The organism is Thalassospira lucentensis (assembly GCF_032921865.1).
GTDB lineage: Bacteria > Pseudomonadota > Alphaproteobacteria > Rhodospirillales > Thalassospiraceae > Thalassospira > Thalassospira lucentensis_A.
The window spans coordinates 344,389-366,515 of the sequence record NZ_CP136684.1 but is presented as its reverse complement, the minus strand read 5'-3'; the positions used below and the strand labels follow the sequence as shown (position 1 = coordinate 366,515).

The 22,127-nt window shown below is 55.8% G+C and carries 19 protein-coding genes; 13 read left to right on the top strand and 6 right to left on the bottom strand.

Annotated elements, in window-relative coordinates:
• Positions 1-14: 14 nt before the first annotated feature.
• Both R1T41_RS02375 and R1T41_RS02370 read right to left on the bottom strand, forming a co-directional pair.
• Positions 15-824: a phytanoyl-CoA dioxygenase family protein gene (locus R1T41_RS02375; RefSeq protein ID WP_317339697.1), complete on the bottom strand. Its 810-nt coding sequence runs from the start codon at positions 822-824 to the stop codon at positions 15-17.
• A gap of 77 nt (positions 825-901) precedes the next feature.
• Positions 902-1,573 (bottom strand): GntR family transcriptional regulator, encoded by a 672-nt coding sequence (locus R1T41_RS02370; RefSeq protein WP_062953377.1) that lies wholly within the window; start codon positions 1,571-1,573, stop codon positions 902-904.
• A 198-nt stretch (positions 1,574-1,771) separates the two neighbouring features.
• Here R1T41_RS02370 and R1T41_RS02365 point away from each other — a divergent pair, with 198 nt between their 5' ends.
• Positions 1,772-2,596 carry a carbon-nitrogen hydrolase family protein gene (locus R1T41_RS02365; RefSeq protein ID WP_062953378.1) on the top strand — a complete coding sequence of 275 codons (825 nt, stop codon included), beginning with the start codon at positions 1,772-1,774 and terminating at the stop codon, positions 2,594-2,596.
• Between the two features lie 23 nt (positions 2,597-2,619).
• Here R1T41_RS02365 and R1T41_RS02360 read toward each other — a convergent pair whose 3' ends face one another.
• The gene (locus R1T41_RS02360; RefSeq protein WP_085644197.1) at positions 2,620-3,003 is read right to left on the bottom strand and encodes a VOC family protein; all 384 of its coding nucleotides are present in this window, start codon (positions 3,001-3,003) and stop codon (positions 2,620-2,622) included.
• Positions 3,004-3,208: 205 nt separating this feature from the next.
• Between R1T41_RS02360 and R1T41_RS02355 the strand changes: the two genes are divergently transcribed.
• Positions 3,209-3,748: a YHS domain-containing (seleno)protein gene (locus R1T41_RS02355; protein ID WP_317339692.1), complete on the top strand. Its 540-nt coding sequence runs from the start codon at positions 3,209-3,211 to the stop codon at positions 3,746-3,748.
• Positions 3,749-3,832: 84 nt separating this feature from the next.
• Here the strand turns inward: R1T41_RS02355 and R1T41_RS02350 are convergent, their stop codons facing one another.
• Both R1T41_RS02350 and R1T41_RS02345 read right to left on the bottom strand, forming a co-directional pair.
• The gene (locus R1T41_RS02350; protein ID WP_062953380.1) at positions 3,833-5,746 is read right to left on the bottom strand and encodes a PhoX family protein; all 1,914 of its coding nucleotides are present in this window, start codon (positions 5,744-5,746) and stop codon (positions 3,833-3,835) included.
• A 107-nt stretch (positions 5,747-5,853) separates the two neighbouring features.
• Positions 5,854-6,393 (bottom strand): class I SAM-dependent methyltransferase, encoded by a 540-nt coding sequence (locus tag R1T41_RS02345; RefSeq protein WP_317339689.1) that lies wholly within the window; start codon positions 6,391-6,393, stop codon positions 5,854-5,856.
• Between the two features lie 121 nt (positions 6,394-6,514).
• Between R1T41_RS02345 and R1T41_RS02340 the strand changes: the two genes are divergently transcribed.
• Together R1T41_RS02340 and R1T41_RS02335 are read left to right on the top strand one after the other, a co-directional pair.
• The gene (locus R1T41_RS02340) at positions 6,515-6,949 is read left to right on the top strand and encodes a DUF1178 family protein (protein WP_062953381.1); all 435 of its coding nucleotides are present in this window, start codon (positions 6,515-6,517) and stop codon (positions 6,947-6,949) included.
• Positions 6,950-7,258: 309 nt separating this feature from the next.
• Positions 7,259-8,701 (top strand): diguanylate cyclase, encoded by a 1,443-nt coding sequence (locus tag R1T41_RS02335; protein WP_317339685.1) that lies wholly within the window; start codon positions 7,259-7,261, stop codon positions 8,699-8,701.
• 13 nt (positions 8,702-8,714) lie between these two features.
• On the opposite strand, the gene ubiG is transcribed toward R1T41_RS02335, so the two are convergent.
• On the bottom strand, positions 8,715-9,479 hold the full coding sequence (ubiG, locus tag R1T41_RS02330) for a bifunctional 2-polyprenyl-6-hydroxyphenol methylase/3-demethylubiquinol 3-O-methyltransferase UbiG (protein WP_097053017.1): 765 nt from the start codon (positions 9,477-9,479) through the stop codon (positions 8,715-8,717).
• A 418-nt stretch (positions 9,480-9,897) separates the two neighbouring features.
• On the opposite strand from ubiG, the gene R1T41_RS02325 reads away from it, so the two are divergent.
• The 9 genes from R1T41_RS02325 (at position 9,898) to prmC (ending at position 21,940) form a co-directional block, all read left to right on the top strand.
• Complete coding sequence (locus R1T41_RS02325; RefSeq protein WP_317339682.1) at positions 9,898-11,118, top strand: aspartate kinase; 1,221 nt, start codon at positions 9,898-9,900, stop codon at positions 11,116-11,118.
• Between the two features lie 149 nt (positions 11,119-11,267).
• Positions 11,268-12,296: an NAD(P)H-dependent flavin oxidoreductase gene (locus tag R1T41_RS02320; protein ID WP_062953385.1), complete on the top strand. Its 1,029-nt coding sequence runs from the start codon at positions 11,268-11,270 to the stop codon at positions 12,294-12,296.
• A 5-nt stretch (positions 12,297-12,301) separates the two neighbouring features.
• A complete protein-coding gene (gene ptsP / locus R1T41_RS02315; RefSeq protein WP_062953386.1) occupies positions 12,302-14,584 on the top strand; it encodes a phosphoenolpyruvate--protein phosphotransferase in 2,283 nt (760 codons plus the stop codon).
• A 167-nt stretch (positions 14,585-14,751) separates the two neighbouring features.
• Positions 14,752-15,906 carry a helix-turn-helix domain-containing protein gene (locus tag R1T41_RS02310; RefSeq protein WP_317339680.1) on the top strand — a complete coding sequence of 385 codons (1,155 nt, stop codon included), beginning with the start codon at positions 14,752-14,754 and terminating at the stop codon, positions 15,904-15,906.
• A gap of 180 nt (positions 15,907-16,086) precedes the next feature.
• Complete coding sequence (gene ispG / locus R1T41_RS02305) at positions 16,087-17,211, top strand: flavodoxin-dependent (E)-4-hydroxy-3-methylbut-2-enyl-diphosphate synthase (RefSeq protein WP_062953387.1); 1,125 nt, start codon at positions 16,087-16,089, stop codon at positions 17,209-17,211.
• A 126-nt stretch (positions 17,212-17,337) separates the two neighbouring features.
• Positions 17,338-18,579 carry a histidine--tRNA ligase gene (gene hisS / locus R1T41_RS02300; protein ID WP_062953388.1) on the top strand — a complete coding sequence of 414 codons (1,242 nt, stop codon included), beginning with the start codon at positions 17,338-17,340 and terminating at the stop codon, positions 18,577-18,579.
• Between the two features lie 7 nt (positions 18,580-18,586).
• Positions 18,587-19,936 (top strand): glutamyl-tRNA reductase, encoded by a 1,350-nt coding sequence (gene hemA, locus R1T41_RS02295; protein WP_317339676.1) that lies wholly within the window; start codon positions 18,587-18,589, stop codon positions 19,934-19,936.
• On the top strand, positions 19,933-21,015 hold the full coding sequence (gene prfA / locus R1T41_RS02290) for a peptide chain release factor 1 (RefSeq protein WP_062953390.1): 1,083 nt from the start codon (positions 19,933-19,935) through the stop codon (positions 21,013-21,015). The genes hemA and prfA overlap by 4 nt, the downstream gene beginning before the upstream one ends.
• A gap of 4 nt (positions 21,016-21,019) precedes the next feature.
• A complete protein-coding gene (gene prmC / locus R1T41_RS02285) occupies positions 21,020-21,940 on the top strand; it encodes a peptide chain release factor N(5)-glutamine methyltransferase (protein WP_317339673.1) in 921 nt (306 codons plus the stop codon).
• Positions 21,941-22,127 lie beyond the last annotated feature (187 nt).

Genomic DNA, 22,127 nt, shown 5'->3' with positions numbered 1-22,127 from the left:
CCGTCGCCGGGCGATCAGGCCGCGGAACTTTTGGCAGCAGGCTGTTTGGCGACCAGTTCGTCAAGGCAATCATCGGCAAGCGGCGTGATCGGGGTAAAGTCGCGATGCGCGATCCACGGTTTGCGATTAAACGCCCGGATATGGTTCGAAACCGCGCACAGGCTAAGATAAACAATGGTGCGGTCAAACGGGCTGATATTGGGCGGGCTGGCATGAACCAGATTGCCATGGAACATCACAACCGATCCGGCGGGACCAATCGGGGCCTCGCAGCCGCCCTCGGCGGCAAGCTTTGTCACCGTTTCGCGATCAAGTGTCCAAAGCGGATAGGATGTGGTTTCAAGGTCGTGGCCGGCCTTGAGCACACCTGCCTTATGGCTTTTGGGGATGAACAAGAGTGGGCCGTTGGCCGGAGTGACGTCTTCAAGGAACAGGGCGATGTTGAACGCGCGCGGTTCGGGCATTTCATCGTCGCGCTGCCAGGTGCCGTAATCCTGATGCCATTGCCAGACGGCGCCATCAAAGGCGGCCTTGGCGTTGATTTTGTACTGGTGCATGTAAACCTGTTCTTCTAGGAACTGTTCAACAGGTTCGATCAGGCGGGGATGGGCACCAAGGCGGCGATGGGCTTCGTTATAGGTGTGTGCGGCAAAGGCAGTCCGGGCAACACCGGATGTTTCGCGCCAGACTTCTTCACGGTCGGATACATAAATCTGGCGGGCTTCGGACAGAAGAAGGGCGGCTTCTTCACGTGAAAAAAGTTCCGGCAGAAAGACAAAGCCCTGTTCGCGAAATTCGGCAAGTGCCGTTTCGTTGAGTTTCATGACGTTTACCTCCGCGTCGCATATTTTTGTTTTTTGTTATGCGACCTGTGCCCGGCCGGATCTTTATGCCGGGCGGTTTATAATGTGGTCTTTGCGGTATCCTTCATATGCGTGATCAGGCGGTTTGCGGCATTGCGCGTATGTGCGATTGCCAACTGCTGGGCTGCCGCACCATCGCCAACGCAGATTGCGTCGGCGATGGCTTGATGTTCGGTCCATACGGGATCGGGACCGGTTCCGGTTTGCAGATCGGCATGCATGACACGCCGGACCTGCAACCAGATTGCGGCTGATGCCTCGGGCAACAGGGGGTTGCCCGACAGGCGATAGATCGTTTGATGAAACGCGACGTCGGCTGCAACAAGGTCTGCGGTGGAATTGCTGCCCAGAGCGTGGTGTCCCTGTTTGATGGCAGCCCGCAGTGCCGATTTCCGTTCGTCTTCCGGGGATTTTGACGCCAGCCGGGCGGCAAGCCCGTCAAACGCTTCGCGCAAGTCATAAACGTGCTCGACCAGTTTGGCATCGACCGGGGCAACGCGATATCCACGCCGCCCCATCGGTACGACCAGCCCGTCACGACGCAGCAACCCCAGAGCTTGCAACACTGGTTGCCGCGAGACATTGAGCTCCTCGGCCAAGGCTTCCTGACGCAAAGGCATTCCGGGAGGGAGAGCACCGGAACACAAGGCATCGACCAAGCGATCATGCACTTCGTCAGTCAGACTTTTACGACCGGAAAGAGGTTCCATCTTCGATCCTTCTTCTACATGCGGAATACTGTATACACTAATTTTAACCATTGGAAGATCAAATCGGTAAAAAATGACTCTGTGGTTGTGCGTGCGCCTTAAAACACTGTTTTGGCCGGGCGGTAGCCCAATTGTGTATTGTCGGCGGTGTGATGGCGTTCCATGATCATCGCAGAACAACGATAGGGAGACGATGTCATGGCCCGTTTTGTTACTGCCTGTGTTCAGGTAAATGCGCGTGACAATATGAGCGACAACCTTGCGCGGGCAGCGACCTATGCACGCGATGCCCATGCGGCGGGGGCGACGCTGATTGCGTTTCCGGAAAATGTTTCGATGATGTCGTTTGGCGGGGAAAAGGTCAGGACGGCGGCCTTTGACGAGGCGGATCACCCAGCCCTGACATTTTTCCGTGATCTGGCGGAAGAATTGAAATCTACCCTGATTGTTGGATCTTTGCATGTGAAGGTACCGGGCGAAGACCGGGTGGCCAATCGTTGTTTTGTGATTGGCCCGGACGGGGCGGTGATCACGTCTTATGACAAGATCCATATGTTCGATGTTGATCTGGCGGGTGGGGAAAGTTACCGCGAAAGCAAAACATTCCGCCCGGGTGATCAGGCGCGGCTTGCCAAAACAGATATCGGGGATATCGGCATCGCGATTTGCTATGACGTGCGGTTCCCTCAGCTTTTCCGTGATTATGCCAAGGCCGGGGCGAAAATCCTGTCGATCCCGGCGGCGTTTACACGTACGACCGGGCAGGCGCACTGGCATAATCTGTTGCGGTCACGCGCGATTGAAAATGGTTGTTATGTGATTGCGGCCGCACAGTGCGGCGATCATCCGGGCAACCGGCAGACCTTCGGCCATTCGCTGATTATCGATCCGTGGGGAGAGATCCTTGCTGATGCAGGGACCGATCCCGGCTTTATCACCGCCGAGATCGATCTGGATCGGGTGGAAGATATTCGGCGAATGGTGCCATCGCTTCATAATGACCGGGCATACAAGCCTTGCTGATTTAAGCAGCATTTCGCAGGTGGTTAGCTATAGCTGACCACCTCGAACTCGATACCGTTTTCGTCATGGAAGTAAAACCGGCGGCCGGGTTCATAATCGGCATGACTGTGGGTTTTCAGACCACTGGCCAGGATTTTCTTTTCAGTCGCGTCAAGGTCGTCAACCACAATGGCGACATGGTTCATCCCGCCCAGAGTGCGATACGAATTTTCATCCGAACTTATCGGCGTTCCGCCGGAATAGACGGCGACATAGCTTGTATCATTGCCGACGTGATAGGTGATGCCGTTATCCTTTGACGGCCCGTTCCAGCGCACATGCCAGCCAAACCAGTCACATAATTGTGTGGCCGTTTTGGCCGGATCAGCGACGGTGAAATTCACATGTTCCAGAAACGCGGTGCTCATGGCATTTCCCTTTTTGTTTTTCCTCAACTATCTTCTGTGTAATTCCTTAACTTAAGTTCAGGTCAAGAAGAAAATTCGCAACCGATTGGTATGCTGAGCCCCGTGGTCACGCAGTTTCACGAAACAGTGTCGCAACGTCATTTTGCCTTTCGCACATGCTCTTTCAATATCGGCTTATCAAAACAGCAAATGGAGTATTTGGGTAATGCTGAAGCGTCTGTTAATGGCGACGTCCCTGATCATGGCAGCTTCGGGTGCGGCTTTCGCCGGGGAGCAATATGTTGATGAAACAGGCTTTGCGATCAGCGGGTATGATCCGGTGGCCTATTTCGATCTGACGCAGGCGGAGCCGGGGGGCGCGCAGCCCCGGGCCGTGCCGGGACGATCTGATATCACCGCCGAGTATAACGGGGCGACATGGGCGTTTGCATCCGAAGAGCATCGTGACATGTTCACCGCCAATCCGGAAAAATACGCGCCGAAATATGACGGGCATTGTGCCTATGGCGTCGCACAGGGCGGCAAGGTCCCGGCCAATCCGAACCTGTGGCGGATTGTTGACGGAGCGCTTTATCTGAATATCACACCGACGGTGGTTGGTTTCTGGAATAGCGATATCAGCGGCAATATCAACAAGTCCGAAGGCAACTGGACCTCGCTTGAGGCCAAGGGGGCTTCGGACAAAAGCTGGAAGGCAATTGCGGACAATAACGGCACGTACGCAGGCACTGCACCGATCAGATAAGCTGTTCAGGTAAGGTAACGTGACCGGAAAATGAAAACCGGCCCCAAGCGGGGCCGGTTTGACGATGATCGGGTATGACCAGGATCAGCTTGCGATTTCGCCGCCACCCTGTTTGGTGATGGCGACCACCGACGGACGCGGCGGAACGCCGTCCTGGAAGTCCGGCCAGCGGGTGCTTGGTTCGTCATAGGTTGAACCGTCTGCAGGGTGCTGAACCGCGACAAACAGGGTCGTGCCATCCGGGGTGAATTCCGGACCGCACATTTCGGCACCTTCCGGGCAGGCGAAGAAGAATTTGGTCAGTGCGCGACCGGCACCTTCCACATCTGCGGCATGCATGCCATCTGGAATATCCGAGCTTGGCGCACCATCGGTGGAAATCCACAGGCGGCCTTTATGGTCAATCGCAAGGTTATCCGGGCAGGATACCCAGCTTTCAGCCCCTGGATGGTAAACTGCACGGTCATCGGCATTCGCCGGGTTACCACCAAGCAGGAAGATGTCCCATTTGAAGGTATCGGCGGTGTGGTCCGCATCCTTGCCCATGCCGCCCGGAGGGGTGAGTTCAAGAACATGACCATGGATGTTCGAGGCGCGCGGATTGACGATGTTCGGCTCTTTGCGCTTCGAGTTGTTGGTCAGCATGACGTAAACCTTGCCGTTAACCGGGTTTGGTTCGACGTCTTCGGGGCGGTCCATCTGGGTTGCACCCAGAAGGTCGGCTGCGCGACGGGTTTCAATCAGGATATCGGCCTGACTGTTGAAATCATTTTCGGCGGTCAGCGGGCCATCACCGTGGACCAGAGGCATCCAGTTAACCGTGCCATCCTCGTTGAATTTGGCGACATAAAGCGTGCCGTCTTCAAGGATGTCCATGTTCGCCGCACGGTCGTTCGGATTGTATTTTTTCGACGCGACGAATTTATAAAGGTAATCGAAGCGCTGATCGTCGCCGGAATAGGCAACCACAGAGTTATCCTTGTTCAGGAAAACGGTGGCACCTTCGTGCTTGAAGCGGCCAAGGGCCGTGCGCTTTTTCGGGGTCGAGGTCGGATCATAGGGATCAATTTCGACCATCCAGCCAAATTTGTTCGGCTCGTTCGGTTCTTTTTCAACGTTGAAGCGGTCGAAATATTTGACCCAGGAATACCAGCTGTCCGGCTCGATACCTAGGCGCTTGTAGTTGCGTTCTTCGCTGGTTTTGGCGATGTCACCACCGAAATAGCCGTTGAAGTTTTCTTCAGCGATCAGGATGGTGCCCCAAGGGGTTTTGCCACCTGCACAGTTGTTCAGCGTGCCGATGACGCGTGTGCCGGTCTGGTCTGTGCTGGTTTTCAGGCGGTCATGGCCTGCTGCCGGGCCGGTGATGACCATTTCGGTATCAAGGGCGGAAATACGGCGTGCATAATCTGAACCGTCAATGACCTGCCATTTGCCGTCTGTCTTTTTGACTTCGACTATGGAATGGCCGTGGGCGGCAATTTCATGCAGGGCCTGTTCCTGCGATGCGCCCATGGCGTCCTTGAGGCCCGGCCACATCAGTTCGGCATTGGTGTATTCATGGCTGACACACAGAAGGCCGTGTTCGGAATTGTCTGATCCGACCGGAAGCGGCATATAGCCGATATAGTCGCAGTTATAGCCGAACTGCTTGTTCTGCGCGGTGGCATCGACGGCGCCCGGAACGAATGCCGGGGCATCGGCGACGACCTTGTCACCGTAACGGATCAGGATGTCGGCATCGTATCCTTCGGCAACGGCATGGGTTTTTGCGATCTTCTGCGGGATCGATTTGAAGGTCAGGGTCGAGGCGTCCTGCGCGCGGGCCATGCCCGAGGTTGCGATACCAGCGCCAGCGACGGCCGAAGTTGCCATCAGGCCCTTGAAAAAGCCGCGACGGGAAAGGCGAGCATTGATCAGGTCTGCGACACGCGGATTGTTTGTCGGGTTCGACGGAATGTCATCGCGATCCTCGACGATTTCAAATTGTTCGTTCATGGTTTTCTCTCTCTGCCAAATGCTAAAACTAGCGCCGAGGAAGATGCCAGAAACAAACCGTTTGAATTGTGACACTTGTGTTTATTTTTTATCGGTATTCCAGTGTGTTACAGAATTGTTTCGGTCCGTTTTGGCGATGGTTTGCAGGCCGACAGGAATTGCTTCACCGCAAAGGGAACCGTTGCGCCGGATTTGTATTGCGGCCCCTGTTCGAATGCGTTGATTTCCCAATCGAAAAAAGCGTTTGGCAGTTCATTTGGACGCAGAAGGAATTCCGGCGATTGTGGGCGGCCAAATGCTTCGTTCCCGATCATGAAGGTTTCATAAAGCAGGGTGCCGCCGGGGGTGATCGCCTTGCGAAGGTCTTCAAACAGCGGACGATGAAGGTAATTGACAACCACCACCAGATCAAACTGCCGGTCGCCAAGCGGCCAATGACCGGATTCAAGATCGGCTTCGATCCAGTCAATCCCGATATTGTTACCGGTCTGCGTATCCGACAGGTCACTATCAAGGGCCGTAACCTGCCATCCGTGATCGGCCAGCCAGAAACTGTGACGACCCTTGCCACAAGCAAGATCAAGTGCGGTTCCGCCGCTCGGAGGGCAATAACGGGTAATCCAGTCAGATGGCATTAATGATGACATTTTCATAAATCTTGGTTATTGAAAGAGCCGCCCGAAACTGGCGTTTCGGGCAAGGTGTCGCTATATCCTTGATATTAAAACACCTTGCAATTGTTACGGTTGGCTTGAACAAAACAACACCATGATCCTCTTTCAGCTTAAATGCGAACATGATCACGAATTTGAAGGCTGGTTCAAAGACGGTGCCACATATGACACCCAGGCTGCCAGCGGTGAATTGTCATGCCCTGTTTGCGGGACCGGAAATGTCGGCAAGGCATTGATGGCACCCCGTCTTCGGACGTCACGCCAGAAAGAAGAAGCCGCTGAAAAGACGCGCCAGGTCGCCATGGCCGAAGCAACCCGCGTTGCAATGGCCGAAATCCGGAAGCAGGTCGAGGCAAATTGCGAGCATGTTGGCACCAAGTTTGCCGAGGAAGCTCGCAAGATCCATTATGGCGAAACCGAAAAACGCGGCATTTATGGCGAGGCGTCGTTAAAGGAAACCGCTGAACTGATTGATGAAGGTATCGATGTTCACGCGTTGCCATGGCTTGATGAGAGCAAGAAGAACTGACCGTTCTGGTCAAATTCCCCTGACGACCTGATTTTTCGAAGCTGTGTGCGCTGCAGATGCGTTGGAACCATCAGCAGACAGTTTTTGTGCGTATGCAAAATTTAATGCATGGCTTGGTTGAAATGCGGGGCAATATTACCACCTCTCAAGAACCTATTCAAAAGTGGGTGTTTTGAGCATCCGAAAATGTTCGATGAAATGATTTTGACAGAAAAGTGAAGCTAAACATGGAACATCAGGGCTATATCGGATGTTATATCATTGGATAAGTATCGGGTGTGGCTTTTGGTCTTTCTTGGGGTTTAGGGGATGGCAGCGGTTTTTCGGGTATCGACGGATTTTATTCCCTGTTGCGTTGGCGCGGTTTGCGTGGCGGGGATTGTTTTTGCCGCTTCGTTATTCGGGATTCTGACCCGCCCGGACGGGATGCTTGCAGTTTTGTGGCCTGCCAATGCTCTTCTGACCGCGGCCTTTGTCCGTGGGCGAGCGATGAACACGCCTTTGGGCTGGTGCGCTGCGTTCATCGCTTATATGGCCGCCGACCTTCTGACCGGAAATGATATTTACACCGCGATCTGGCTAACCGGGGCCAATCTGGCCGGTGTTGCGGTCGGGGTTCTTCTGTTGCGCAGGCTGTCAGTCGAGGATCGCAATCTTCGCCGTCCGCAATCAGTTCAGTATCTTTGCCTGACTGGGGCAGGGGCGGCATTGGCTGCGGCGATGGCCGGGATACTTATCGCGATACTGGTTTTCAGTCAGGACCCGGTAACCGCGTTCCTGTTCTGGTTCAGCACCGAATTTGCGAATTACGTCGTTATCCTGCCATTTGCCCTGACGGTGGCGCGCTGGTCGGATTTTTCCGCGATGATCACGGGCTTTTTTCGGCATTTTGTCATGAATGTCGAAACCTTGAAAAGCTGTGCACCGGCCATTTCCGTACTGGTCAGTCTGGTTCTGGTAAAGGTTATCGGCGGGCCGGGATCAATCGTGTTTCCGGTGCCTGCTTTGTTATGGTGTGCACTGGTTTATCGGTTGCAGATCACAACACTTTTCATATTGCTGGTATCGCATTGGTTGATGGTGGTTCTGGAGCTTGATTTTCTGTCGAATTTGCCGGTCGATAGCGATCCATATTATGCAATCATGTCGACCCGGCTGGGGATTGCATTGCTGTCATTGGGCCCGCTGACTGTTGCCAGTATTGACACCGCACGCAGCGCGCTGGTTGATCGTCTGGATCACGCCGCAAACCATGATTTCCTGACCGGGTTACTGTCGCGTGGGGCTTTCATGAAATGTGGCAGTGAATTGATATCGCGTCTGTCGGGGGAAAAGGGACGCCTGACCATCATGGGGCTTGATGTCGATCACTTCAAACAAATCAACGATACCCATGGTCATGCGGCAGGAGACCGGGTGCTGGTGGAAGTGGCGAAAATTATTCGTGGCAATCTGCGCGGTGATGATTTGATTGCACGTCTTGGCGGTGAAGAGTTCGGATTGATCCTGCCGGGCGTTGCGCCGGCCGATGCGCTTGGGCTGGCGCAACGCATTCGCGTTGCAATCGAGCAAACGGCCGTTGGTGAAAGCGAAACCGGCAGTATTCATACCACAATCAGTATCGGTGTGGTTAATCATACTCTGGAGGAGCCGGTTAGCCTCGACCGGCTATTGCGTGATGCCGACAAGGCGATGTATGCCGCAAAGGCCGCAGGGCGAAATCGCGTTGTGGTGCATCAGCCAACGTCTTGAAGGTAATACACAATTACGCGCCAGAAGGTTTTTGCGCGATCACCATGTAGTTGATATCAAGGTCGCGTGGGGCAACTGACCATTTGTCGTTGATCGGGTTGTAGGCAACACCGGTAATATCTACGAGATCAAGACCGGCGCCACGCAGGAAGCCCGACATTTCGGACGGTTTGACAAATTTGCGCCAGTCATGGGTACCAGCAGGCAACCAGCGCAGGACATACTCAGCGCCGAATTTCGCCAGTGCCAGCGATTTGATCGTGCGGTTCAGGGTAGCGACAAACATCAATCCACCGGGTTTGAGTAACGCAGCACAGGCCTGCATGAAGAATTGCGGATCATCGACATGCTCAATGACTTCCATATTCAGCACGATATCGAACTGCTTGCCTTCATCGACCAGCATTTCCGGGGTGCAGTTGCGATAATCAATGGCAAGGCCCGATTGGGCGGCATGAACTTTGGCGACTTCGATATTGTTTTCGGCCGCGTCGATTGACGTCATCTTGGCACCCATGCGCGCCAGCGGTTCGGACAGAAGACCGGCACCGCAACCGATATCGATGATTTCGATATCTTTTAGAACGTCAAGCTGATTGGCGTCCCGCCCGAGATGGGCGGCGATATTGTCACGCAGAAGCTGCAAGCGGATCGGATTGAACTTGTGCAACGGCTTCATCGCACCGTTCGGATCCCACCATTTCTCAGCCATTGCAGAAAAGCGTGCAATTTCCTCGGCATTGGCGGTGCGGCTGTTATTGGCGGATGCGTGCGACATGGACGGCTCCGAAGGCGTGACATTGATTTTGCTTTGCCTTGTTTACGCGGGCACGTCCGGCAAGGCAATAGTTTGCCGGATCATTGGCGTGGATGACGGCTTTGCGGGCATGAGAGAAATCGGAATGTGCCTTGCGCCAATCGCATGTGTTATCAGGGTTTTCAGGTAAGAATTCGCAGGATGTTTAGCCATTTGCGTCCTTTGAGACGCGTCAGGAGCATCAAACCCGAATAAAAAATGAATCGATGCAATTTTCCCCTGCGTTGATGCTTGTTTCCGAAAGAGTAAGGCAGTATTGATAACGCCGCCCGGATCAGGCGGCGCGCCGCGTTGCAGGCCTGCGCCAATGGATCGAGGGCCGGATCACATGCCATCTTTTCGGAACGCCGATGGATGGCAAGCTTAGCGGGGATACTTCATGGCCCGTATTGTCATGAAATTCGGCGGCACATCGGTCGCCGATGTCGAAAAGATCAAGAACGTCGCCCGTCGGGTCAAAGCCGAGGTCGATGCCGGAAATCAGGTCGCGGTTGTTGTTTCGGCCATGTCGGGCAAGACCAACGAACTGGTAGGCTGGGCTGATGAAATTTCGCCAATGTATGATGCGCGCGAATATGACGTGATCGTATCGTCGGGCGAACAGGTTACAGTTGGCCTGATCGCGATGGCACTGCAAAGCATGGATGTGCCGGCACGTTCATGGCTTGGCTGGCAGATTCCGATCAAGACCGACGGGGCACATGCCAAGGCGCGTATCAAGGAAATCGATACCACCGAACTCGACAAGCGCATGAATAGCGGCGAGGTTGTGTGTGTTGCCGGCTTCCAGGGGATCGCACCAGACAACCGCATTACCACGCTGGGTCGTGGCGGTTCGGACACTTCGGCGGTGGCTCTTGCCGCGGCCCTGAAGGCGGATCGTTGCGATATCTATACCGATGTTGACGGTGTCTATACGACCGACCCGCGTATCGTGCCCAAGGCGCGCAAGATCGAAAAGATTACCTACGAAGAAATGCTTGAACTGGCATCGCTTGGTGCGAAGGTCCTTCAGACCCGTTCAGTCGAGATGGCGATGAACCATCGCGTCCGGGTGCAGGTCCGTTCGACCTTTAGCGATGCAGAAGGAACACTTGTTGTAGACGAGGACGAAATCGTGGAACAGGAAGTCGTCAGCGGGATTGCCTATAGCCGTGATGAAGCCAAGATCACCTTGGTGAAAGTCGCAGACAAACCGGGAATCGCTGCTTCTATCTTCGGCCCGCTGGCCGAGGCCAATATCAATGTCGACATGATCGTGCAGAACGTCTCGGAAGACGGTAAAAGCACCGACATGACCTTTACCGTGCCGCGCGGCGAATTCAAACGTGCTTTGTCGGTCATTGAAGGCAATTCGGCCAAGATCGGCTACAAGGAATTGCTGAGCACATCGGATGTGACCAAAGTGTCGATCATCGGTGTCGGCATGCGTTCGCACGTTGGCGTTGCACGCAAGATGTTTGAAACGCTTGCGGAAAAAGGCATCAACATCCAGGTCATTTCGACCTCGGAAATCAAGGTTAGCGTTCTGATTGCCGAAGAATATACCGAACTGGCAGTTCGTGCGCTTCATACCGCTTATGGTCTTGATGCCGAGTAATTTGATAATGTGACTTCGTTGTGTGCGATTAAGTCACTGTTAAATTGCGTCAATTATTACATACTAGCTGGAACTATCGGTTTCGGCCTTTATGATGAAATGGCAGGGAACCCCGGTTCCCTGCATTTCTGCTTTGGGGTACTGATGATATGAGCGATCCGAAATTCGATGCGGCACGCGCCCGTCTTGAAAAATTGTGGGCGGCGGGCAAGGAATTTCTGGGAACGGATTACGCCATTCTGGCGGGTGCAATGTCCTGGGTTTCCGAACGTCACCTTGTGGCGGCGGTTTCAAATGCCGGTGGCTTTGGTGTGATTGCCTGCGGGTCGATGACCCCGGATCTGCTGTCAGCCGAAATTGCCGGAACCAAGGCGCTGACCAAAAAGCCGTTCGGCGTGAACCTTATTACCATGCACCCGATGCTTGACGACCTGATCGAGGTTTGCCGCGAGCACGAGGTTGGCCACGTGGTTCTGGCCGGTGGTCTGCCGTCATCGGCTTCGATCAAGAAAGCCAAGGAATTTGCCAAGGTTGTCTGTTTTGCACCGGCGCTGGTACTGGCTAAGAAACTGGTGCGATCAGGTGCGGATGCGCTGGTGATCGAAGGCAGCGAAGCCGGTGGGCATGTCGGCCCGGTTTCACTGACCGTTCTGGCACAGGAGATCCTTCCGGAAATCAAGGATGTGCCGATTTTCTGCGCCGGCGGTATTGGTCGTGGCGAAGCCATGACCGGATTGCTTGAACAGGGAGCTGCCGGGGTTCAGGTCGGGACGCGTCTTGTTTGTGCGACCGAATGCATTGCCCATCCGGATTTCAAAAAGGCCTTTATCCGTGCCAGCGCACGCGACGCGGTTACCACGGTGCAGCTTGACGAACGTTTCCCGGTCATTCCGGTGCGTGCGCTCGCCAACAAGGGAACTGACGAATTCCTTGATACCCAGCGCAAGGTGATTGCGAAATTCCGAGCCGGTGAGGTCGATCAGGGCGAAGCCCAGCTTGAGATCGAACATTTCTGGGCTGGGGCGCTTCGCCGGGCCGTTATTGATGGTGATGTCGAAAGCGGATCGGTTATGGCAGGACAGTCGGTTGGTATGGTAAAGAAAGAACAACCGGTAGCCGAAATTCTTGAAGAACTGGTCGAACAGGCCGTTCAGTCCCTCGTACGAAGAGACAATTAAACCCGATGAGCATGCCGTCCGCCGCAGTCACTGGTCCGCGACGCCTTTTAAAGCGCGTCCGCGACGTCATGGCTGGTCCGGGGACGGCAGAAGAACGCCTTGGGCAGATCGTGACCATCATTGCCGCCGATATGGTGGCAGAGGTGTGTTCGGTCTATGTGATGCGGGCAGGCGAGGTTCTGGAGCTTTTCGCGACCTGCGGTCTGGCCCCGGCGGCGGTCCACATGACCCGTCTTCGGGTTGGCGAGGGGATTGTGGGTTATGTGGCGGCACATGCCCGGCCTCTTAACCTTAAAGATGCGCAAAGCCATCCGAATTTTGCCTATCGTCCGGAAACCGGCGAGGAAATCTATCATTCCATGATCGGTGTGCCGATCCTGCGCGGTGGCCGTATCATCGGTGTGCTTGCCGTGCAGAACCGGACCGAACGCCTTTATTCAGAGGATGAGCAGGAAGCGCTTGAAAACGTTGCCATGGTTCTGGCCGAAATGGTCGCTGGTGGCGAGCTGGTCAGCCGTGAAGAACTGATCCCGACTGACGGGATTGCGCTTTTGCCCTTGCGTCTGGGCGGGGCGCGTCTGGCACCGGGGATTGGCAAGGGGATTGCGGTTCTGCATGAACCGCGCATCGTCATCGACCGGATGGTGTCGGACGACCCGGACGAAGAACTGACCCGGCTTCGCGATGCCATGCGCGGCCTTCAGGATCACCTCGACAAGATGCTTGAAGCCGTTGCGGGAATGGACAGCAATGGCGGCGATGATGATCCGGGTGATATCCTCGAAGCCTATAAAATGATTGCGCAGGATACCGGCTGGCTGAACCGCATTACCGAGGCGGTCCATACCGGCCTGACAGCCGAAGCCGCGGTTCAGAAGGTGCATGACGATACCCGTGCCCGCATGGCTCAGGTCAGCGATCCGTATTTGCGCGAACGCCTGCATGATCTTGAAGATCTGGCAAACCGGCTGTTGCAGCATCTTTCGGGGCAGTATCAGTCCCCGGCCTTTGGCGAGTTGCCCGACGATATCATTCTGGTGGCGCGCAATATTGGCCCGGCGGAACTTCTGGATTACGATCACACGCGCTTGCGTGGCCTTGCCCTTGAAGAAGGATCGCACACCTCGCACGTGGCGATTGTTGCTCGTGCGCTTGATATTCCGGTCCTGGGCGGGGTCAAGGGCGTTCTCGACAAGGTTGAAACCGGTGATCCGCTGATTGTCGATGCAGACAATGCGCAGTTGTTTGTCCGGCCAAGCGAGGATGTCCGTTCGGTTATCGACGGTGCGCTGAAAGCACGGGCGGAACGCAAGGCGCTGTATGCGCAGATGCGCGATATGCCGGCCCGGACATGCGACGAGATCGATATTTCGCTGAACGTGAATGCGGGACTTCTGATTGATGTGCCCCATGTGATCGAAAGCGGTGCGGACGGGATCGGCCTTTATCGGACGGAAATTCCGTTCATGGTCAGATCGGCCATGCCAGATATTGGCGATCAGACCCGTTTATATACCCGTATTTTCGAACAGGCCGAAGGGCGCCCGGTTGTCTTTCGTACTCTTGATGTCGGGGGTGACAAATTGTTGCCCTATTGGGAGGATATGACAGAAGAGAACCCGGCGATGGGCTGGCGCTCGATCCGTATTACTCTGGATCGTCCTGCAGTGCTTGTTCATCAGTTGCGCGCGTTGATCCGGGCTGCTCACGAGCGGGACCTGTATGTGATGTTCCCGATGATTGCCGAAGTCGCAGAATTCGATCAGGCAAAAGAGCTTCTGGATCAGCAGTTAAAGCGCGAAGCAGAACGCGGCTATGTACCGAACCGGGTCGAGGTTGGGGCGATGTTGGAAGTTCCGGCGCTGATATGGCAGGCACCGGCACTATTGGATCGCGTCGACTTTCTGTCGGTCGGAACCAACGACCTGCTGCAATTTATGTTCGCTGCCGACCGCGGGAACCCGCGGTTGGAGGGGCGGTATGACACACTTTCGCCAAGTGTGTTCGCATTTATGCGGCAACTTGTCACATTGTGTGACGAACGGAATGTCCGTCTGACCATCTGTGGCGAGATGGCCGGACGACCACTTGAAGCGATGGCCCTGATCGGATTGGGTATTCGCCGCCTGTCGATGGCACCTGCTGCGGTTGGTCCTGTAAAGGAGATGGTCCGAAGCATGAATGCGGCAAGCGTTGAGGGATATGTCCTGTCGATTATGGGAAGTTCGAGTAAATCGTTGCGATCGCGTCTTAAGGCTTTCGCAATAGATCACGGTGTAAAACTTTAAAAACAATCGCTTTTGGTGGGGATTCTGCTATTTTTATTGCTAGATCGTAACGTGGGGGTGCGGAGTTGGCGATCGGAAAGCGAAAGGAAGATCATTTGGACGAGCAATCCGGGGGGCGCTTGCGTTTCAGGCCGTTGCCTGGAAATGGGCCGTCAAATGACATCAAAATGGAAGCAGATAACGGCTATTCATCTGATCAGGCCGAAGTAGGGCGTCTTTTGCGCCACACCAGGAATAATCTTGGTCAGAGCGTCGAAGACGTTTGCCGTTTGCTGCGTATCCGCAAGATTTATATCGAGGCGATCGAGAACAGCGATTATTCGGTGTTACCCGGTGGCCCGTATGGTTTGGGCTTTATCAAAGCCTATGCCGAACATCTCGGACTGGACGGGGCAGAAATCGTGCGGCGTTTCCGTGCGGAGAGCAACGCGCCCGCAGCCCGGACCGAACTTAGTTTCCCGAAACCTGTTCAGGAAAGCCGCGTCCCCGGTGGGGCGGTCCTTCTGATTGCGGCATTGCTTGGTATCGGCGCCTATGGTGGCTGGTACTATCTGTCGAGCCAGGGCAAAACCATCGCCGATCTGGTCGATCCGTTGCCCGAACGACTGGCAAGCTATACGTCAGGCGGCGAACAGGCCGTTCCGGAACGCAATCTGGAAAATGCGGCCGATGCCCGTGCGGCAGAAGTTGGACCTTCGGCCTCTGCTCCGACCGGGGAAACCGCCGAGACGGCAGAAGCACCGGCAGCCGATACCCCTGTGATTGCACAGCAGGAACCCGCAGCAGCAACCGATACAGCCGAAACCGCAGCAGCCCCGCAAGTGGCTGAGACGCCGCCGGCCGAAGTTGCCGAAGCACCGGCAGAAGCCGCGGCACCGGTCGAAACACCGGCAGCCGTGCCAGAGGTTGCGGCGGAGGCGCCTGCACCTGCGTCCGAAACGGCAGCACAGACACCGGCAGCACCGGCAGCAGAAACTGCCGCTGTTCCGGCAGCGCCCGAAGTTGACGAAGTCGGCGGCGGACGTGTTTTCGGGGCGGTCAATGTTGACAGCCGTGTCACCATTGAGGCGGTTGAAACCAGCTGGGTGCGTATTCGCGAAGGCGATGGCAACATCCTGCTGACCCGGATGCTGAGCGCAGGCGACACGTATCGTGTTCCGAACAAGGACGGCCTGATGCTCGAAGTTGGCAATGCAGGCGCACTGACCTATAGCGTCGATGGCAAGGAAGCCCTGCCGGTCGGTGATTACGGTGCGGTGATTTCGGATTTCTCGCTTGATGTTGAAGCCCTTGAAGGAACGGCACCGGCGACGGCACAGTAAGGATGTCTGCCATCCTTGTGATGGCGTCACCCCTGATTTTCGAAAAAGCGGCCTGATATGGCCGCTTTTTTTATGACAGCTTTGCAAAATCTGACGGAAAAACCGTAAGGCAACGGTTTCTAATTAGCCCCTGATAAGCTATATAGTCGGCCAGAGACACAGATTTGCTTGGAACCGGAAATGAGCGTCCGCCCTTATCGAGATATTGAACGCCGCAAAAGCCGCAAGATCCGCGTCGGTAATGTGGAAGTTGGTGGAGACGCGCCGATCTCGGTGCAGTCGATGACCAACACCCTGACCACCGATGTTGCGGCAACCGTGGATCAGATTTTGCGCCTTGAAGAAGCAGGTGCCGATATTGTTCGTGTTTCCTGCCCGGATCGGGAATCGACTGCGGCGCTTAAAGACATCATCAAGCAGGTGCATGTCCCGATCGTTGCCGATATCCATTTCCATTACAAACGTGCGATCGAAGCCGCCGAAGCTGGTGCGGCGTGCCTGCGGATCAACCCGGGTAATATCGGATCGACAGAACGCGTGCGCGAGGTCGTCAAGGCGGCCAAGGACCACGGCTGTTCGATGCGTATCGGGGTTAATGCCGGGTCGCTCGAAAAGGAATTGCTGGAACGCTACGGCGAACCCTGCCCGGAGGCGATGGTCGAAAGTGCGCTGAATCATGCCAAAATCCTTGAAGATCAGGATTTCTACGAGTTCAAGATTTCGGTCAAAGCATCCGATGTGTTCCTTGCGGTTGCCGCCTATTACGGCCTGGCCGAAGCATGCGACTATCCGCTGCATCTGGGCATTACCGAGGCCGGTGGCCTGCGCGGCGGTACGGTGAAATCGGCGATTGGCATGGGCAATCTTCTGTGGGCCGGTATCGGCGATACGTTGCGCGTGTCGCTGTCAGCCGACCCGGTTGAGGAAATCCATGTCGGGTATGATATTCTGAAATCGCTTGGCCTTCGGACCCGCGGTGTGCAGATCATTTCCTGCCCGTCCTGCGCGCGTCAGGGCTTTAATGTGGTTGATACGGTGGCCGAGCTTGAAAAACGGTTGGCCCACATTTCAACCCCGATTTCGCTGTCGATCATTGGCTGCATCGTCAATGGCCCGGGCGAGGCCCGCGAAACCGATATCGGGCTTACCGGTGGTGGTGGTGGCAACCACAAAATGTATATCTCCGGCCGTCCCGATCACAATATCAGCACCGAAAAAATGGTCGACCATATCGTCGAACTGGTCGAGGAACGCGCGGCCAAGATCGAAGCCGAAGAAGCCGCAAAGCTGGCCGCGGCGGAATAGCTTAGCAGAATTGACGAATTTTGGCTTTCCGCCGTCCGGGCGGAAAGCTATTTTCATGTTCACATGAATTTGCGTTGACCGTTTTGGCGCAAATATCTGGAATTCAAGTTAGATCGGAGACCCAAAGTGGCATCGCTTCAACCCGTCCGTGGCACGCATGACCTTCTGCCTGAACAGAACCGTCTGCAGGATCATATCGCGCAGGTCGCGCGCGACATCGGCGAGTTGTATGGTTACCATCGCATGTCCACGCCGATCTTCGAATTTACCGAGGTCTTTGCCCGGACCCTTGGCGACACGTCCGATGTCGTGACCAAGGAAATGTATACCTTCGAGGATCGCGGTGGCGAACAGATCACGCTGCGCCCCGAAGGGACGGCTGGTATTGCGCGTGCCTATATCTCGAACGGCATGCAGCAGATGTCCCCGGTCAAGGTTTCCTATTACGGGCCGATGTTCCGTTATGAACGACCGCAGAAAGGCCGCCAGCGCCAGTTCCACCAGATCGGAGCAGAGCTTCTGGGGGTCGAGCAGGTCGCAGGTGATATCGAAATGATCGCCTATGGTGCGCATATCCTTAAGTCTCTTGGCCTGTGGGACAGCATCACGCTGGAGCTTAACACCCTTGGCGATCCGGAAAGCCGGGCAGCGTATCGCGACGTTCTGGTTGATTATTTCAAGGGACATTTCGACAAGCTGTCGGAAGACAGCCGGGCACGCCTTGAAAAGAACCCGCTGCGTATCCTTGATTCCAAGGATGAAGGAGACCGGGAACTGGTCGCCAATGCACCGTTATTTGCCGAATATCTGAACGAACACAGTCAGGAATTCTTCAAGTCGCTGACTGGCGGGCTTGGCGATATTGGTATCGGATATGAGCTGAATCCGCGTCTGGTGCGTGGTCTGGATTATTATTGTCACACCTGTTTCGAGTTCACGACCAACACCCTTGGCGCACAGGGAACCGTGATGGCCGGTGGCCGTTATGATGGCCTGATTTCGACCATGGGTGGCCCGCAGACGGCCGGTGTTGGCTGGGCGGCTGGTGTTGAACGCCTGGCTCTGATGGTCGGCGAAGCCCCGGCCGGTCTGCGTCCGATTGCATTGATCCCGATGGGGGATGCGGCCGAGGCACGATGCCGCACACTCGCACAGACATTGCGCGAAACCGGTATTGCGGTCGAGCTCGGCTATGCCGGGAACATGAAAAAACGCATGAAGCGCGCGGACAAGGCAAATGCCCGTCTCGCGGTTATCCTTGGCGATGACGAACTGGCAAAGGGCGTCGCCCAGCTTCGCGACCTGGACAGTGGTGAACAGCAGGAAATTGCGCTTGATCAGCTTGCGGGCGTAATCGGCAAAAGGTAAGTGCAGGGTGACAGACGCATTCCCGCGTGAAGAAGCCGGAGACTGGCCGCTGGATCGCCTGATGGTGATCGGGACCAATCATCGGCGCTCTAGCGAGGATACGCGTGATCGTCTGTTCATCGATGAAGCCCGCCTGCCGCAGTTCCTGTCGGCGATTTTGCAGGCCCGCTTGGGGCAGGCGATTGTGGTTTCGACCTGTAACCGTACCGAAATCCATTTGCTGGCGTCGGATGCGGAACGCGGCCGGGAACGGCTGATTGATCTTCTTGCCCTTTGGGCGGATATCGATCGCGACAAGCTGGCAAGCGAGCTTTACATCCGGTCCGGGCGCGACGCGTTGCGCCATGTTTTTGCGGTTGCGGCGTCTCTTGACAGCCTGGTGATCGGTGAACCGGAAGTCTTCGGACAGGTCAAGGATGCCCATCGGATCGCGCGGCACCACAAGCTTGTCGGGCGCGAGCTGGAACTGGTGTATCAGACGGCCTATGCCATTTCCAAAAAGGTCCGAAGCCAGACTGGCATCGGGCAGGGTGCGGTTTCTATTGCGGCGGCGGCACAATCTGTTGCGCGCGACCTGCATGGCGATATTGCCAATTGCACGCTGCTTCTGGCCGGTGCGGGGGATATGGGTGAACTGATTGCCGCATCCCTTGCCGAACGCGGCATGGGACGGGTGTTGGTCACCGACCGGTTGGCCGCCCGGGCACGTCTTGTCGCGCGCAGGCTTGATTGCCATTGGTCGGAACTTGAAGACCTTGATCGTCTGCTGGCCGAGGCCGATATGGTCCTGACCGCTGGGGGATCGCGCCGCTATATCATTGACAAGGCACGCGCCCTGGATGCGATCAAGCGCCGACGTTATCGCCCGATCCTGATGATCGATACGGCGGTTCCCGGCGATATCGATCCGCAGGTCGACGAGATCGCCGAGGTGTTTTTCTATCGGCTGGGCGATCTTGAAAAGATTGCCGCCGAGGGGCGCGGCGGACGCGAGGAAAAGGCCGACGAGGCTTGGGCTCTGATCGAGGAAGAGGTCGAGCATTTTGTTCGCGTGCGGGCCGAACGTGCCGCCATCCCGGCGATGGCGGATTTAAGGGCGCATTTCGAAACCGTTCGCAACGATGCCTTGCGCGAAAGTCATGGTGATGCCGAAAAGGCGACCCGGCTTCTGATCAATCGGTTGTTGCATACGCCTACCCAAGCGCTTAAAGACCTTGCGGCAACCACGGATGGTGCTGGAACGGTCGAATGGATGAAAGCCCAAAAGCTTTTGACGCGTCTGTTCGCGTTGCAGTCCGGTTCGAATGCCAGCAAAGCCGAAGATAATGATGAAACCCCGAAGGAGGACAAAGAGTGAGTCTGGACCCCGGTAAACTTGATGGCGTTGTACGCCGGTTCGACGAACTCAAATCCCTGCTGTCGGGCGGGGCGACGGATGGTGACTCGTTTGCCAAACTGTCGCGCGAATATGCCGAACTTTCCCCGATTGTTGATGCGGTCGAGAAGGTAAAAAAGCTTCGTGCCGATCTGGAGGGCGCGCAGGAAATCCTTGACGATGCCGGGTCTGATCGCGACATGCGTGAAATGGCCGAAGCCGAGAAATATGAAATCCTCGACGAATTGCCCAAGGCCGAGCACGAAGTGAAGCTGATGCTTCTGCCCAAGGATGACGCGGACGAAAAGAACGCCATCCTTGAAATTCGCGCTGGTACCGGCGGCGAGGAAGCCGCACTTTTTGCCGCCGACCTGTATCGCATGTATCAGCGTTATGCGGAAAACCGCGGCTGGAAGTTCGAGCAGATGGACGCCAATGAAAACGACCTTGGCGGATACAAGGAAGTTATCGTCAACGTATCGGGTGCAGGTGTGTTTGCGCGCCTGAAATTCGAAAGCGGCGTGCACCGGGTTCAGCGTGTGCCGGTGACCGAGGGCGGCGGGCGTATTCATACCTCGGCGGCAACGGTCGCTGTTCTGCCCGAGGCGGAAGAAGTCGATATTCATATCGACCCGAAAGACTTGCGGATTGATACCTATCGTTCGCAAGGGGCCGGTGGCCAGCACGTTAACACCACGGACAGTGCGGTGCGTATTACCCACATTCCAACCGGCGTGGTCGCTGCGAGCCAGGAAGCAAAATCGCAGCACAAGAACAAGGAAAAGGCGATGAAGATGCTGCTTTCGCGCCTGTATGATCAGGAACGCGAAAGCAAGGACAGTGCGCGTGCGGCCGATCGCAAATCACAGGTCGGTTCAGGTGATCGTTCGGAACGTATCCGGACCTATAACTTCCCGCAGGGACGTGTATCGGATCATCGCATCAACCTGACCCTTTATCGTTTGGACGATTTCATCACCGGCGGGCCGTCGGTCGATGAAATGATTGATGCCCTGATTGCCGAAGATCAGGCGCAGAAACTGGCCGAGATCGAGAATTGATCCGATGACGGCAGACAATGCCAGCACGAAAGACAATGCGCTAACCCTTTGTGCCTTGATGGCCGAAGCGGCTGGCGCTCTGCGCGATGCCGGTATTGAAAATGCCCGAATGGACGCCCGTATTCTTTTGTCCGATGCCGCCGGTGTCGATGGCAGTCGGATTGCTGCGTGGCCGGAAGACGTGGTGGGGGCAGATGCCGTTGCAAAGTTCCGCGACATGGTTGCGCGTCGTCTGAAGCATGAGCCGGTATCGCGTATTCTGGGGCAGCGGGATTTCTGGCGGCATAGTTTCAGGCTTTCGCCCGAAACGCTTGACCCGCGACCGGACAGCGAGACGATTGTTGAACTGGCGCTGGACTGGCTCGAAGATGCGGACGCGCCGACGGTTCTTGATTTCGGAACAGGCACCGGGTGCCTTTTGCTGTCGATCATTGGCGATTTGCAAAATGCAAGCGGACTTGGCGTTGATATCAGCGAGGGCGCGGTTGCCTGCGCACGCCAAAATGCCCAGCGTCTTGATCTTGCCGATCAGGTTGAGTTCCGTGTTTCTGACTGGGACAGTGCGATTACGGACGGGGAACGCCAGACCGGATTTGATCTGGTGGTGTCCAATCCGCCCTATATCACGCAGGCCGATATGGAAACACTGTCGCCCGAAGTACGCGAATATGATCCGCGTCTGGCACTGACGGACGAAGGCGACGGACTTGGTGCGTATCGTATTCTGTCACAGGTTGCGTTTTCCCTCGTCAAACCGGCCGGGTTTGTGATTTTTGAAATCGGACAGGGACAGGAAGAAGACGTTGCCCGCCTTTTGGTCGAGGCCGGTTTTGTTGGTGTGGAATATCGCGAAGACCTGGGCGGGATCGTGCGCTGTGTTGCGGCCAAAAAGACCCGTTGCTCGGTCGGGCGCTGTGTGATCTGACCGATCTGCCACGTCATTGCAAAAAAAATACGGGCATTGAAAAAAACAGTTGGAATAAGGCGTCAAGCCATATAGGTTGTTTTTACGGGCCGGGTGCCCGACGCGCTATGAAAGCGCCGTGTTCCCCTGTAAACAGTAATAAATCTCCGTTCCCTTCAAGGTCTTCGGTGGGTTTGTCCTAGTGCCG